Origin of the sequence: Paenibacillus harenae (genome assembly GCF_030812415.1) — a bacterium.
Taxonomy (GTDB): Bacteria; Bacillota; Bacilli; order Paenibacillales; family Paenibacillaceae; genus Pristimantibacillus; species Pristimantibacillus harenae_A.
On record NZ_JAUSST010000002.1, the window covers coordinates 680831 to 695322 of the forward strand.

A 14492-nucleotide genomic window follows, 5' to 3' on the forward strand; every position below is an offset into this window, starting at 1 on the left:
AATGACTAGGAGAGGTGACTTGAATTGTCCAATATACAAGCAGTAAATCGTCTGCAAGGGAACTTGCCGAAAATCGGCATCCGTCCTGTTATCGATGGACGGCGGGGAGGCATCCGCGAATCGCTGGAAGAAGTGACGATGGAAATGGCAAGGAGCGCCGCTGCCTTTTTAACCGAAAATTTGAAGCACAGCTGCGGTTTGCCGGTTGAATGCGTCATCGCGGATACTTGCATCGGGGGCGTGGCCGAAGCGGCGCGCGCCGAGCAGAAATTCGCAACCGCCGGCGTAGGACTCACGATCTCCGTTACACCGTCCTGGTGTTACCCGACGGAGACGATGGATACCGATCCGACCAGGCCCAAAGCGATCTGGGGCTTTAATGGAACAGAGAGACCGGGCGCCGTTTATTTGGCGGCTGCGCTTTCCGCGCATAATCAGAAAGGACTTCCCGCATTCAGCATCTACGGACGAGACGTGCAGGATATTGGCGATACCGCCATTACGCCGGACGTTCAGGAAAAGCTGCTGCAGTTCGCCCGCGCTGGTCTGGCCGTTGCGACGATGCGCGGCAAATCCTACCTGTCGATGGGTTCCGTCTCGATGGGCATCGCTGGCTGTATCGTGGACGAGTCTTTCTTCCAAAAATATCTGGGTATCCGCAACGAGTATATCGATATGACGGAGTTTGTAAGACGCATGGAGCTGGGGATCTACGATCGCGAGGAATATGAGCTCGCTTTGGCTTGGACGAAGCAAAATTGCAAAGAAGGCATCGACGTTAATCCGGAACATCTGAAACGGACCGCCCAGCAGAAGGAGAAGGATTGGGAAACGGTTGTCAAAATGACGCTGATCGCCCGCGATCTCATGATCGGCAATCCAAAGCTGGGCGGAATCGGATACGGCGAAGAGGCTCTCGGACATAATGCCATCGCAGCCGGCTTCCAGGGCCAACGGGCATGGACGGACTACTTCCCTAACGGCGATTTCATGGAGGCAATGCTGACATCCTCCTTCGATTGGAACGGCATTCGCGAACCTTTTATGCTGGCGACGGAGAACGATACGCTTAACGGCGTTACGATGCTGTTCGGTCACTTGCTGACGAACGCGGCGCAAATATTCGCCGATGTCCGTACTTACTGGAGCCCTGATGCGGTTAAACGCGTTACCGGACATGAGCTTACAGGCAGAGCGGCGAACGGCATTATCCACCTGATCAATTCCGGACCTGCCGCGCTTGACGGCACAGGCCGGCAAACCCGTGACGGCGAGCCGGTCATGAAGCCTTTCTGGGAAATTACCGAAGACGAAGCGAAGAACTGCTTGGATGCGACGGAGTGGTGCCCTGCGGTAGATTTCTTCCGCGGCGGCGGCTTCTCGACGGACTTCACGACGCGCGCCGGCATGCCGGTGACAATGGCCCGCATCAACTTGATCGCCGGTCTTGGTCCCGTACTTCAATTGGCTGAAGGCTATACGGTAGAACTGCCGGATGACGTACATGCCAAACTCGATGAGCGCAGCAACCAAACCTGGCCGACGACATGGTTCGCTCCGAATTTGACGGGGGAGGGTATGTTCAAGGACGTGTATACGGTAATGAATAAATGGGGCTCGAATCACGGCGTCGTGAGCTATGGACATGTTGGAGCCGATCTGATTACGCTGGCATCGATGCTTCGTATCCCGGTCTCCATGCACAACGTCCAAGGCGATAAAGTGTTCAGGCCGAGCGCATGGGCCGCATTCGGCGAAATGGAGCCGGTAGGCGCCGATTACCGCGCATGCCAAAACTTCGGACCGCTCTATAAATAACGGAAGGGGCAATCACCTATGTGTGCCAAATATGCGATAGGCGTCGATTACGGCACCGAATCGGGAAGGGCTTTGCTGGTCGATATAGCGAATGGAGCGGAGATCGCTACTCATGTTACTCCATATCCTCACGGTGTGATGGACGAGAAACTGCCTGACGGGACCACGCTCGGTCCCGACTGGGCGCTCCAGCATCCGGATGATTACATGGAAGTGCTGAGACGCTCCGTGCCGGCGGTACTTCATGGAGCAGGCGTCAATCCCGCGGACGTCATCGGAATCGGAATTGATTTCACGGCTTGCACGATGATGCCGCTGGACGAACATGGCTTGCCGATATGCCTGAAGCCGGAGTGGAGCGGCAATCCGCACAGCTGGGTGAAGCTTTGGAAGCATCATGCGGCGCAGGAGGAAGCAAACCGCCTGAACGCGATCGCAGAGGAGCGCGGAGAAACATTTCTGGCCAGATACGGCGGCAAATTATCCTCCGAATGGATGATCGCCAAAGTTTGGCAAATATTGGACGAAGCGCCGGACATTTACTCCCGGACGGATTTGTTTATGGAAGCGGCGGATTGGGTCGTTATGCAAATGACGGGAAGCCTCGTCAGAAACAGCTGCACGGCGGGATATAAGGCCGTGTGGCACAAGGAGAAGGGTTATCCGTCGAACGAATTTTTCGCAGCGCTGGATCCAAGGCTTGAACCGCTTACCGCGACCAAGCTTCGCGGCAACGTTGCCGCGCTGGGTTCGAAAGCCGGTGAATTAAATGCCGCTATGGCTGAGGCTATGGGCCTTCGTCCGGGCATCGCGGTCGCGGTCGGCAATGTCGATGCGCATGCGGCTGTACCTGCCGTCGGCGTCGTGACGCAGGGCAAGCTGGTTATGGCGATGGGAACTTCCATTTGCCACCTGCTGCTCAGCGATAAGGAAGTTAATGTGGAAGGCATGTGCGGCGTCGTAGAGGATGGCATCGTTGCCGGCTATTACGGCTATGAAGCCGGTCAATCCGCGGTAGGCGATATTTTTGCCTGGTACGTTGACGAAGCGGTACCTGCTTATGTGCGGCAATCCGCGCAAGAGGATGGCGTAGGCGTTCATCAGTGGCTGGAGCGCAAGGCGGCTGAATACAATCCTGGCGAAATCGGGCTGCTTGCACTCGATTGGTGGAACGGTAACCGTTCGGTGCTCGTTGATGCGGATCTCTCGGGCTTGCTCGTAGGGCTAACGCTTCAAACGAAGCCGGAAGAAATATACAGGGCGCTGCTCGAATCGACAGCTTTCGGAACGAGAAGAATCATCGAAGCGTTCCATCGGAGTGGCGTCGACGTTAATGAATTATATGCTTGCGGAGGACTGCCGCAGCGGAACCGGCTGATGATGCAAATCTATGCAGACGTAACCGGCCGGGAAATTAAAATCGCCGATTCGACGCAAACGGCGGCGCTTGGCGCGGCGATGTTCGCGGCAGTAGCGGCTGGCGCGGAAGCAGGCGGCTACGCGACGATCGTCGAAGCGGCAGGCAAAATGGCGCGAGTGAGGGAGGAAACGTTCAAGCCGATTCCGGAGCACGCAGCCGTATACGAAGCGCTATATCAATCCTACCTGGGACTGCATGATTATTTCGGGCGGGGCGGCAATAACGTGATGAAGACTTTAAAGGCAATGAAACGCAGCTCCTAATCAAAGCGCCAGCCGCTTTGTTTCGCAAATGTGCAATCGATCTCATATACCGACACAGAAAAGGTGGTACAACGATGGAAATTCAACAATCGATCCAATCGCTCAGCCAGTTGAGACCCGGCAAACGCAAAAGAGAGTCCAGCTATGACCGCACGGGCGGCAACAAAGACTATTTCTCCATCAATCCGGGAGACAGAACGGAAATTTGTCATATCAAAGGCGCGGGAGCGATCACTCATATCTGGATGACGATGGCGACGGACGCACCGCAGGAAGAAGCGCTGCTGCCCAGAAAGATCGTGCTCCGGATGTATTGGGACGGCGAGACCGAGCCGAGCGTGGAAGCGCCGATCGGCGACTTTTTCGGACTTGGACACGGGATCACGAAAAATTACGAGTCGGCTTGTCTGATGATGAGTCCCGAAGACGGCAAAGCGCTTAACAGCTTTTTCCGTATGCCGTATGCAATCGATGCCAGAATCGAAATCGAAAGCGAAGCCGAACAACCGATCAAATTTTATTTCTACATCGATTATGAAGCGTACGACAAGCTTCCCGAAAACGAGCTTCGTTTCCATGCTCTGTGGCACCGCGAGAACCCGACGGACGGAATCGACGAGAGTACCGTCGACAACGCCAATTTTGAATTCGGCGGCAAAAATACGACCGGCGACGGCAACTACGTTATTCTCGACGCGAAGGGCAAGGGACATTATGTCGGCTGCAACTTCAACGTTCACAACTTGAGAGAAACAAGAGAATGGAATTGGTACGGCGAAGGCGACGATATGATCTTCATCGACGGCGAGCCTTGGCCGCCGACGCTGCACGGTACGGGAATGGAAGACTATTTCAATACCGCATGGTGCCCGCAGCAGGAAGTATGCACGCCATACCACGGCATTATATTGGGCGGAGGACCGAATTGGAGCGGCAAAATCTCTACCTACCGTTACCATATTCTCGATCCGATAATGTTCGACCAAAGCATTAAAGTGACGATCGAGCACGGCCATAACAATCACCGCAGCGACGATGTATCGTCAACGGCTTACTGGTACCAGACGGAGCCGCATCAAGCGTTCAAGCCGCTTCCGAAGGTAAAGGACCGCATGCCGCTGCCCGATATTAAGCCGTTCAACGAGCGAAGCCTGAAGGAAATTTTCAAGCACTCTAATCCGTAAACGCGCTTTGGGTGCGCCTCTTAAAGGAGTTGATAAAGCTGCGTAAAACGATGACGGGCAGTTTGCTGATCTTATGCTTGCTGTTATCGGCATGCCAGTCCGGCGATCAAAGCGTAAAGAAAATGCTGGACGGCGGCGATGATAGCTTCCGCTTAAAAAGCGTTACCGATCTTCAGAAGGTCGCGCAATTAACGGGGAAAGACTCGATAAACGGGACGGACCAATACGCGGTATTCGGTACGGACCTCGGATCGATGATTCAGGCGGACGACAAAAGCTATTTCGTCTTCGGAGACACCTTCGGCGAACGGTCGGACGGTTCGACCGGCGCCGGAGGCAGCTACTGGCGATCCAATGTGCTGGCATACTCTACCGATGAAGACCCGTCGGACGGAATCGCGTTCGACGGGATGATAACGGATGAGATCGGACTCGCGAAAGAGCTGCTGCCTTCGAAGAAAGTCGATTTTGACGAAATGACCAAAATACCGACTCACGGCGTGTATGCGAATGACAGTCTTTATCTGTATTACATGTCGGTCCACCATTGGGGCGATCCCGGTCAATGGGACGCTAACTATGGAAGCGTTGCGAAGTCTACGGACGACGGCCAGAACTGGTCGCTTTTGGATGAGCTGAAATGGCCAGGCGACAGCCACTTCATTCAAGTAAGCCCTTATAAGGTTCCGAATGGCGAGGGCGGATCGGATATCTACTTCTGGTGCATTCCGTCAGGCCGCTTTGGCGGCGTGAAATTAATGAAAGTGAATGAGGCTTCCATTGAAAAGTTGAGCGAATACGACTATTTCGCTGGCACGGACGAAGAAGGCAAGCCGATTTGGAGCAAGGATATCGCCGATTCCAAGCTTGTTGTAGACGATGCGGTCGGCGAGCTTTCCGTTATCTGGAATCCGTATCTCGAAAACTGGATGATGGCCTATTTGAAGGAAGGCGAGGGTGTCGTTCTACGCGAAGGCCACACGCCTTGGGGGCCATGGAGCGATACGACCCTCCTGATATCGTCAACCGAATATCCGGGCCTATACGGTCCTTATATGAATCCTCAATATATCGAAGATGACGGCAAAACGATTTATTTCACCTTATCGCTGTGGGGGCCCTACAACGTATTTTGGTTTAAAGCAACGCTGAATAAATGAAAGCGCTTAAATGAGTGAACGTGAACAAATTCGATTCCGGTTTGAACGCTTCGGCGTTTAAATAAAACTATCTTTTTTTTAAAAAAAGGGAGGATTCACACATGCAGGCTTATCGTGGAAAGGTATTGACGGGCATTCTTGCTGCAGTTCTCATGTTTACGTTGGTATTGTCCGGCTGCGGCAATTCCGGCACGAATGAAGGCAACACAGGCAACACTGGCAATCAAGGAAGCACGAATGAGCCGGCAAACGACGGCAATGCCGGTGAAAAGCCGGCCGAGAAAGTGACGATCGAATTCTGGGCGAATAAGTTCGAAGACACGACGGACGCTTGGTTCAAGAAATGGACCGATGAATTCAACAAATCGCAAGACCAAGTTCAAGTCAAGCTGACGATCGTTCCCGGCGATGCATGGGCGCAGAAGCTGAAAGCGGCGCAAGCGGCCGGCAAAGCGCCGGACATCATGACGATGAGCTACTCGGGAATAGCTCCCGCAGCCAAAACGGGTCAAATCAAGCCGCTAAACGACTTGATGGATCCGACTGTATTCGATGACCTCTACGATAACGTGAAAGAATTTGTAACGGTCGACGGTCAATTCTATGCTTATCCGAAGCTTGTTGAACCATCCGCAGTATTGTATTACCGCAAGGACTTGTTCGAAGCGGCGGGACTTGACCCGGCTAAGCCGCCGGTTACATGGGCAGAGTTTATCGAATACGGCAAGAAACTGACTCAAAAAGGCATATTCGGAGCTTCCATTGCGCAAACCGCACCTGATCTCGGCTGGTCGAGCTGGGGCTTGCAGCACAACGCTGCAGGACATCTTCCTATTACGGACGACTGGTCCAAAGCGGATGTAATGAACGACGGCTACAAACAATTGCTTACCTTCTACAAAACGCTGTACCAAGATGGCATTATGCCGAAGCAGCAGCTTTCCGCTTATGCGGACGCAGCGCCGTTCGGTCAAGGCAAGCTGGCAATGACGGTCAGCGGATCATGGGCAATGGGATTGTTCCGCAACGACTACAAGAACATGCTAGACAAAATCGGCGTGGCGCCGATGCCTTCCATCGACGGCGACCAAACGAAACCGACTTCGACGCTCGGCGGCTGGACGCTGGTAGTCGACGGCAAATCGAAACAACCGGAAGCGGCCGGGCAGTACATTCAGTACTTGCTGGCAGGCGACCCGGCGATTATGATCGACTTCTTCAAAACAAGCCAATTCTCCAAATTCTCGCCGCGCAAATCGGTTGATGACGCAATGAATCAAGATGAGGCGGCTTCCGCCGACGAATGGCGCAAGCTGATCGCCGAGAAAGTCATTCCTTATGCGAAAGCGGAGCCGGCTTACCCTTGGGATGTCAGTATCGCGTTTGCAACGGCAATCGAGTCCGCTATGAAGGGCGAGGACGTAACGAAGGCGCTCGAGAAAGCGGAAAAAACAATTAACGATTACATTGCAAAATCAAAATTAGCGGGTACGAATCCGCAATAACTAACGGCCGGGGAGAACCGTCCGGGGGCAGAGGCTACCGGACGGATGATCCCCGTACCTTTATACGACGGTGGTGAGTGCAAATGAAGAAGAATAAAACACGGTTCGACAATGTGACTGCTTATACGATGCTTATCCCTATCGTGGTGCCGTTGACCATTTTTGTCGTCATCCCGTTTGTTTATGCGCTTTATGTCAGTTTCTACGACTGGAGCTTTTATCAGGAATCCCAGTTTGTCGGCTGGCGAAATTTCATCAATGTGCTTAACGATCCGCTGTTTATGAAAGCAATCGTTACAGGATTGAAGTTCGCTTTGTTTGTTGTTCCTGCTCAAATGATTCTCGCTTTTCTGTTCGCGCATGTCATAAGGTCGATGGGTACCAGACTTTCCGGATTCGTCAAGACATCGATTTATATTCCGACAATTATTTCGGGTATAGTCGCATCGGTCATTTTCGTGTTTATTTTCGACTACAACGCCGGTCTTGCCAACGTTCTCGTTAATATGTTCGGAGTGGAAAATCAAGCTTGGCTCGCCGATGTGAAGACGGCGCTCCCAAGCATCGCGCTGCCTGCAATATGGCTTGGTTTCGGCATTACGACTCTGATTATGCTTGCCGGATTGCTTGATATTCCTGAAAGCTACTACGAGGCTGCGGATCTCGAAGGCGCCGGTTCTTGGACGAAGATGATTCATATTACGATTCCTTTGCTCAAAAATGTCGTATTGTTCCTGCTGATTACCGGCTTTACGGGCGCCATTCAGCAATTCGAGCTGCCGCTGGTCATGACAGGCGGGGGACCGCTTGACGAAACGACGACGCCGAACTTGTACATCTTCAACCATTTCCGCAATGACGTCCTTGTCGGCCATTCGATTGCTTCGGCACTTCTTTTGTTCCTTGTGTTGGGCAGCATTTCGGCTATTATTTTCAAAGTGCTCAATTCGGAAAAAGCGGTCGACGGTTAAACGAGCATGCGAATGGAGGAGAGAAAACGATGAAATTAAAGGAGCAAACCGTAAAAACGATCATGTACGCCATCGGCATCCTGATAGCGGTTGCGGCGTTGTTTCCGCTCGCATGGATGATGATCGCCGGCTTCAAGGCCAAAACCGAGGTATTGACGACGCCGTTCCGGTTTTTCCCGGAAAAATGGCTGTTTTCGAATTACGCCAGCATTTTGTCGGATCCGATGTTTCTGAAATCGATGGGCGTGACATTCTCGGGCGCGGTTGTTTTTGCCGCGTTAAGCTTAATCATTAATTCGATGGCGGCTTACGTGTTCGCCAGGCTTGAATTCCGGTTTAAACGCATGTTATGGGTGTTCGTCATCTGTACGATGTTTATTCCGGGCATGGCTATCCTGCTCACTTCCTTTATCGTCGTGACCGAGATGGGAATGCTGGACACGATGGCTGTTCTCGTATTGCCTGGCGTCGCCTCGGCAGGGCATATGTTTTTCATCCGCCAGTTTTATTTAAACATTCCGATGGCGCTCGAGGAAGCGGCGCTAATCGATGGCGCCAATCGGTGGAAAATTTTCGCAAGCATATTTTTTCCCATGTCCTATCCGGTATTCGTTATCGTCGGGATCGGTTCCTATCTCGGTTTTTGGAACTCTTTCGTATGGCCGACGATGACGATTACGAACCCGGACCTATTCCAAATCATGCAGTTCTTGAACACATTCCGCTCCGAGCGCGCGACGGAAATGGGTCTGCTCATGGCCGGCTCCACGCTCGCTGCGATTCCGACCGTTATTTTGTTCCTCATCTTCCAAAAGTACATTATCAAAGGCATCAAAATTTCGGGCTTAAAGTAACGGGAGGCGTCTCTTCATGATCGTACTGGCGAATGACCGTATTCGCATCGGCATTAGCGAAACGGACGGATCGATCCAAAGCATACTGGACAAACGCAAAGGCAAGGAATATATCGGCGACGGGGCGGCGGCAGAGCCGTTCCGCCTCGAATCGGCGAACGGAGTTACGAGCGCTTTCGAGCAATTTCTGTTCCAGGAGTACCAGGCAGGCGGGAATCAAGAGATGCGCCTGTCGTGGAGCGTATCGGATGGGTTGACGGTTAAGGCGGTCATCGGCATCTCGGACGGTAACGATCAGATCGAGTTCCGATGCGAGGCATTAAATGATACGAACGAGATCATCGTCAGCCTGGAATACCCGATCATCGGCGATCTTGGCGCAATCACGGAGGGGGGCGAAAACGATTGCGTCGCGCACAGCTTCGCGACGGGATTCAAAGTACGCAATCCTTTGAAGCATTTTGAGAAGGACGGTGCGGGCTTGCGGTTCATGCCATATCCGGAGAGCTTCTCCGGCGCATCGATGCAGTTCTTCACCTATTACGGTTTAAACGAGGGCGGTCTCTATTTTGCGGCGTTGGACGGGAAAGGTTATGCCAAGTGGCTTAATTTCTACAAGAACGACAGCGGCTTGCTTGAAGCGTCCTTTATTCACGGCTGCGAGGATATGGGTGCGGGCAAAGGCATTCGGGCCGATTACCCGATCGTCGTAAAGCCGCTCGAAGGACGTGATTGGTACGAGGCTGCCGAACTTTACAAGTCGTGGGCAGAGCGGCAAAGCTGGTGCTCGAAGGGTAAGCTTATCGACCGGATGGAAGAAGGCAGCTGCAAGTGGCTTCATGAGACGATGGGCGTTGCCACCTTCGGCATTAACGCCGGCTCCGATCGAACCGAGTGGCTTCGCAAATACCACGAGCATATCCGTACGCCGATGTTCCACATTCTCGGGCCGGATTGGTCGAACGCGCCTCAAACGTTCTATAAAGGATTCCCGGGAGGATTCGACGACTGGTTCCCGACACGCTTCAACCGGGATAATATCGAGGCGATGAAAGGCTACGGCGATAAATACGCTCCATTCGAGTTTGACTACCTCTTTCATATGGAGGGGGCTGACGGGGAGCGCGGGAAGGAAGCGGCGCAGAAGTTTCCGGAGAAGGAAAATCTGAAATCGATCGATGCCTACCGATTCCCGTTTATTTGCCCGGCAGCCGATTATACGCAGCACTTTCATGTAGAGCGGGATTTGACGCTACAGCGCAATGATGATGTAGATTCGATCTATTACGACATATCGGCCAATAACATTATGAAAATATGTTTGGACGATTCGCACGGGCATCCGGTAGGCGCGGGAAGGGCGATCAATGAAGCATACCGGCAAAATTATATTCGTACGAAATCGGCGATGATCGAAGCCGCCGGGCGTTATGTGCCGATGGGCACGGAGATGATGAACGAGACGCTTCTGGATGTGCTCGATTATTACCAGGCCCGCGCGGGCGGACAGCCGGCGGCGCCGCTTGAGGGCTACCCGCTGCGCGATTTGCTCAAAACCGGCGATGCCGAGCTTATCCCGATGTTCGCTTACGTGTATCACGAATACGGTGCCGTGCGGCTGGACGGTTGGGGCAAACTGGTCGAGGAAATCGGCTCGCTATACTATTTTACGGTAGCGCGTACGTATTTATGGGGCGGCTTGTATGAGCTGAACTATGAATACAGCCCGATGGAAGCGTTGGACGGGCGTGAAAATGCGCCGGAAGAGCACTACTATCCGTTCGAGCCAAGAGGCTATGCCTTCTCTGCGGAGCGGGCCGATTACCTGGCGCAGTTCGCCGATCTGCGCACGGGAGCTGGCAACAAATATTTGGCCTACGGCATGATGCTGCCTCCGCTTCATTTTGAGCGCGGTCGCATTAGGGTGGATTGGTTCCACTACAATCACGGTAAGGAAACAAAAGAATACAACGATTCCGGCGAGTTGGAGGTCGATGCGATCGTTCACTCCGCTTGGCGCTACAAAGAGGAGAGCGCAGGCTTATTCTTTGCGAACGTAAGCGGCGAAAGCCGCCGGGTTCATGCCGCAGCCGAGCCGATTCGTAACGGACTTGCCGGCTCTTCGTTCCAGTATGTTCTGCATACGGGCGAGTCGGGTGAAGAAGGCATACCGCTTACGCCTCTGGAAGACGGCTCCTTCGAGCTGGATATTCCGGCTAGAAGCGTCGTCCTGCTTGAAATCCATTCCTATTATGCAAACGTTTAACGTCTTGCAAGCAAAGCATCCGGTCAGACCGACATGAACCATAAACATGTGGAGAAGGATGGTGCAAGAAGAATGAGAAAAAAATTGCTTTTGTCATTATTGGTATTCCAATTGGCGTTCTGCTCCCTGCTCATTGCAACGGCCGAGGCGGTCACGCCGACGAGCTTAGAGATGGTCGCGCGCGTAACAGGGGTTAAGCCGGCAGGAGAGACGATGCCCAATCCGAATCAGACTGATGTCAACTATCAAATTACCGGGACGGATCTGGGTATCGTCTGGGATAAAGGGGGCGGACAATATTTCGTACTGTTCGGCGATACGAACGGATTTGGTCCTAACGACTGGCGCAGCAATACGCTTGCTATATCTTCGGATACGAATCTTGCCGACGGCTTGTCCTTCGACACGATGATTCAGGATACGCCGGGACATGCCAAAGAGATTTTGCCTTCCAAAAAAATCAATTTCGATGAACAGACCGTTATTCCAACCGCGGGAGTCAGCGTGGGCAACCGTCATTATATCCACTATATGTCTGTCAACCATTGGGGCGATGCCGGCGTTTGGCATACCAATTATTCAGGCATCGCTTACTCGGATAATAACGGAGCGACATGGACGAAGCATCCAACGGCCCGATGGTACAACAATACAACGGCCTGGGATAACAAATTTCAAATGGCCGCCCTCGTCAAGGACAGCGGCTTTGTCTACATGTACACGACGCCGAACGGACGTTTCGGAGACGTTTATCTGGCTCGCGTATCCGAGAACAGCCTGCTCGATATTAACGCTTACCGTTACTGGGACGGCAACGGCTGGTCAACAAGCCAATCGTCCGCATATGCGGTCGCGAACGGCGTGGCCGGAGAGCTGTCCGTCGCATACAACTCCCATTTCAAACGCTATATGATGACCTACCTGAACGAGCATCGCCAAGCTATCGTCATGAGGGATGCGCCGACTCCTGTCGGGCCTTGGAGCGGAGAAAAAATATTGGTTCCAGGCGATTTCACGGGATTGGGGCAATATAACGCCTTTATGCACCCCTTGTCTAACAACGGCGCCACGCTCTATTTCATCATGTCTACTTGGTACCCGGATTATAATACGCATCTTATGAAAGCGACGCTTTCCGCCGACATGTTCGGCGACAATATCGTAACCGATCCCGGCTTCGAAACGCAGACGCAGACACCGGTCACGGCGCCGTGGCATGTGGCCGGCGAAGGGGGAATCGATCGAAATCTAGGTCAGGCCCGCACTGGTGAGGATAATGGCTACGTCCGAAACGGCAGCGGCTGGAATGCGATCAAGCAGCGTGTCGTCGTTCAACCGTTCACGAACTACAGCTTAAAGGGATGGGTCAGAACATCGGGCAATAACAACGACGGGTATTTCGGAGCGCGTGTGCCTAATGACGGCATTGTTCTCGGCGAGGTTCCGTTTGATTCCTTCGCGAACTATACCGAGCTAACGGTGCAATTCAACTCCGGGGCGAATAATTTTGTCGAGCTGTACACGGGCATGTGGGCAAACGGGGATACCTGGGTTCAGATAGACGATGTGAGCCTGGTCAGAGAAGCGAACCTTGTCGGGCACGCCGGCTTCGAATCGCAGCCAACGCCTACGGTCAGTTCTCCCTGGAATTTGAACGGTAACGGAGGCATTGACCGGAATACGGGATTCGCCCACACGGGCCTAAACAATGCATTCGCGAGATACGGTACCGGCTGGAACGCGGTAAAGCAGGAAGTGTTCGTCGAGAGAAATACGAATTATACGCTGTCCGCGTGGATCCGAACTTCAGCGAACAATAACGGCGGTTATTTCGGCGCGAGATTGTTAAACGGAGGCGCGATCCTGAATGAAACGCCGTTCGGCAGCTTATCGGGTTATACGAAGCATACCGTACAGTTCAATTCGGGCAATGCGCACAGCGTGGAAATCTATGCGGGTATGTGGGCTAACGGCGGGGATACCTGGATACAGGCCGATTCGTTCAGCCTGACCAAAAATTGACAACTAGAGGAGAGCTGACTAATCATGAAAGCGCTTGTCATTGATAAACCGCATCATGCTTCCGTACAGGAGGTTCCTTACCCGTCGCCGGGACGTGACGAGGTTGTCATTCGCGTAGAAAGGGTCGGTATTTGCGGGACCGACTTTCATATCTTCGAAGGGGAGTTTCTGTCCCCTTATCCGATTATTCCCGGTCATGAGTTTTCGGGAACGATCCATGAATGCGGCGTGGGAGTGGAGGGCTTTCGGATCGGCGAGCGGGTAACCGCCGATCCTTCGCTGTTCTGCGGGCGCTGTGCCTATTGCCTTACGAACCGGGGCAACCAATGCGAGAACTGGGGAGCTCTCGGCAATACCGTGAACGGAAGCATGGCGGAGTTCGTGGCGGTACCGGCGCGGAACGTTATCCGAATACCGGACTCGATGTCCTTTGTGACTGCCGCGTTCATCGAGCCGATCGCCTGCGTCGTGCATGCGATGAACAGGCTTCGTCTCAAGGCGGGCGATTCCGTGCTTCTGCTTGGCGCGGGAGCGATGGGCCAGCAGCTTGTGCAGACTTTATCCCGGTCCGGCGCATCGCGGCTTACGGTCGTCGACGTATCGGAGACCAAGCTTGCGCTCGCAAAGAAGCTTGGGGCAACGGAAACGGTCAACGCGCGGGATAAATCCCGTCTTGCCGGCGTGAAGTTCGACGTCGTCGTCGACGCGACCGGAATTCCGGCCGTTATCGAGGATGCCTTCTCCTACTTAGGCAAGACGGCGACCTATTTGCAATTCGGCGTTACGCCGAAGGATGCGCGGATCCGTATCCATCCATTCGATCTGTATCATAAGGATTGGACGATTTTAGGCTCGATGGCTATCAATAATACGTTCCTGCCCGCATTCGAATGGGTGAAAGAAGGAAGAATTTTACTGGAGCCGCTCGTGTCTAAAGTCATTTCACTGGAAGAAACCGTCGAATTTCTTGCGAAGCAAAAGGATCCCGAGCTGCTTAAGGTGCAGATCGAGCTTTAACGTGAAGGGAGT

Annotated in this window: 10 protein-coding genes; all 10 read left to right on the plus strand. The window is 53.2% G+C overall.

Annotation, left to right across the window (positions count from 1 at the left end):
- Positions 1-33 precede the first annotated feature (33 nt).
- On the plus strand, positions 34-1818 hold the full coding sequence (locus J2T14_RS07995) for an L-fucose isomerase (RefSeq protein WP_307470399.1): 1785 nt from the start codon (positions 34-36) through the stop codon (positions 1816-1818).
- A gap of 18 nt (positions 1819-1836) precedes the next feature.
- Positions 1837-3501 carry a ribulokinase gene (locus J2T14_RS08000; protein WP_307469624.1) on the plus strand — a complete coding sequence of 555 codons (1665 nt, stop codon included), beginning with the start codon at positions 1837-1839 and terminating at the stop codon, positions 3499-3501.
- A gap of 74 nt (positions 3502-3575) precedes the next feature.
- Positions 3576-4685 carry a glycoside hydrolase family 172 protein gene (locus tag J2T14_RS08005; protein ID WP_307469627.1) on the plus strand — a complete coding sequence of 370 codons (1110 nt, stop codon included), beginning with the start codon at positions 3576-3578 and terminating at the stop codon, positions 4683-4685.
- 50 nt (positions 4686-4735) lie between these two features.
- Positions 4736-5845 (plus strand): DUF4185 domain-containing protein, encoded by a 1110-nt coding sequence (locus J2T14_RS08010; RefSeq protein WP_307469630.1) that lies wholly within the window; start codon positions 4736-4738, stop codon positions 5843-5845.
- A 101-nt stretch (positions 5846-5946) separates the two neighbouring features.
- Complete coding sequence (locus J2T14_RS08015) at positions 5947-7350, plus strand: ABC transporter substrate-binding protein (RefSeq protein WP_307469633.1); 1404 nt, start codon at positions 5947-5949, stop codon at positions 7348-7350.
- An 83-nt stretch (positions 7351-7433) separates the two neighbouring features.
- On the plus strand, positions 7434-8321 hold the full coding sequence (locus J2T14_RS08020) for a carbohydrate ABC transporter permease (RefSeq protein ID WP_307469639.1): 888 nt from the start codon (positions 7434-7436) through the stop codon (positions 8319-8321).
- A 29-nt stretch (positions 8322-8350) separates the two neighbouring features.
- The gene (locus tag J2T14_RS08025; RefSeq protein WP_307469641.1) at positions 8351-9175 is read left to right on the plus strand and encodes a carbohydrate ABC transporter permease; all 825 of its coding nucleotides are present in this window, start codon (positions 8351-8353) and stop codon (positions 9173-9175) included.
- A gap of 16 nt (positions 9176-9191) precedes the next feature.
- A complete protein-coding gene (locus J2T14_RS08030; protein ID WP_307469643.1) occupies positions 9192-11441 on the plus strand; it encodes a DUF6259 domain-containing protein in 2250 nt (749 codons plus the stop codon).
- 72 nt (positions 11442-11513) lie between these two features.
- A complete protein-coding gene (locus tag J2T14_RS08035) occupies positions 11514-13463 on the plus strand; it encodes a DUF4185 domain-containing protein (RefSeq protein ID WP_307469645.1) in 1950 nt (649 codons plus the stop codon).
- Between the two features lie 24 nt (positions 13464-13487).
- Complete coding sequence (locus tag J2T14_RS08040; protein ID WP_307469648.1) at positions 13488-14480, plus strand: zinc-dependent alcohol dehydrogenase family protein; 993 nt, start codon at positions 13488-13490, stop codon at positions 14478-14480.
- The last annotated feature ends 12 nt before the right edge of the window (positions 14481-14492 follow it).

Excerpts from the sequence above, each read along its gene's own strand:
- J2T14_RS08000 (WP_307469624.1), top strand. The coding sequence starts at position 1,837 with ATGTGTGCCAAATATGCGATAGGCGTCGATTACGGCACCGAATCGGGA.
- J2T14_RS08005 (WP_307469627.1), top strand. The coding sequence starts at position 3,576 with ATGGAAATTCAACAATCGATCCAATCGCTCAGCCAGTTGAGACCCGGC.
- J2T14_RS08010 (WP_307469630.1), top strand. The coding sequence starts at position 4,736 with ATGACGGGCAGTTTGCTGATCTTATGCTTGCTGTTATCGGCATGCCAG.
- J2T14_RS08015 (WP_307469633.1), top strand. The coding sequence starts at position 5,947 with ATGCAGGCTTATCGTGGAAAGGTATTGACGGGCATTCTTGCTGCAGTT.
- J2T14_RS08020 (WP_307469639.1), top strand. The coding sequence starts at position 7,434 with ATGAAGAAGAATAAAACACGGTTCGACAATGTGACTGCTTATACGATG.
- J2T14_RS08025 (WP_307469641.1), top strand. The coding sequence starts at position 8,351 with ATGAAATTAAAGGAGCAAACCGTAAAAACGATCATGTACGCCATCGGC.
- J2T14_RS08030 (WP_307469643.1), top strand. The coding sequence starts at position 9,192 with ATGATCGTACTGGCGAATGACCGTATTCGCATCGGCATTAGCGAAACG.
- J2T14_RS08035 (WP_307469645.1), top strand. The coding sequence starts at position 11,514 with ATGAGAAAAAAATTGCTTTTGTCATTATTGGTATTCCAATTGGCGTTC.
- J2T14_RS08040 (WP_307469648.1), top strand. The coding sequence starts at position 13,488 with ATGAAAGCGCTTGTCATTGATAAACCGCATCATGCTTCCGTACAGGAG.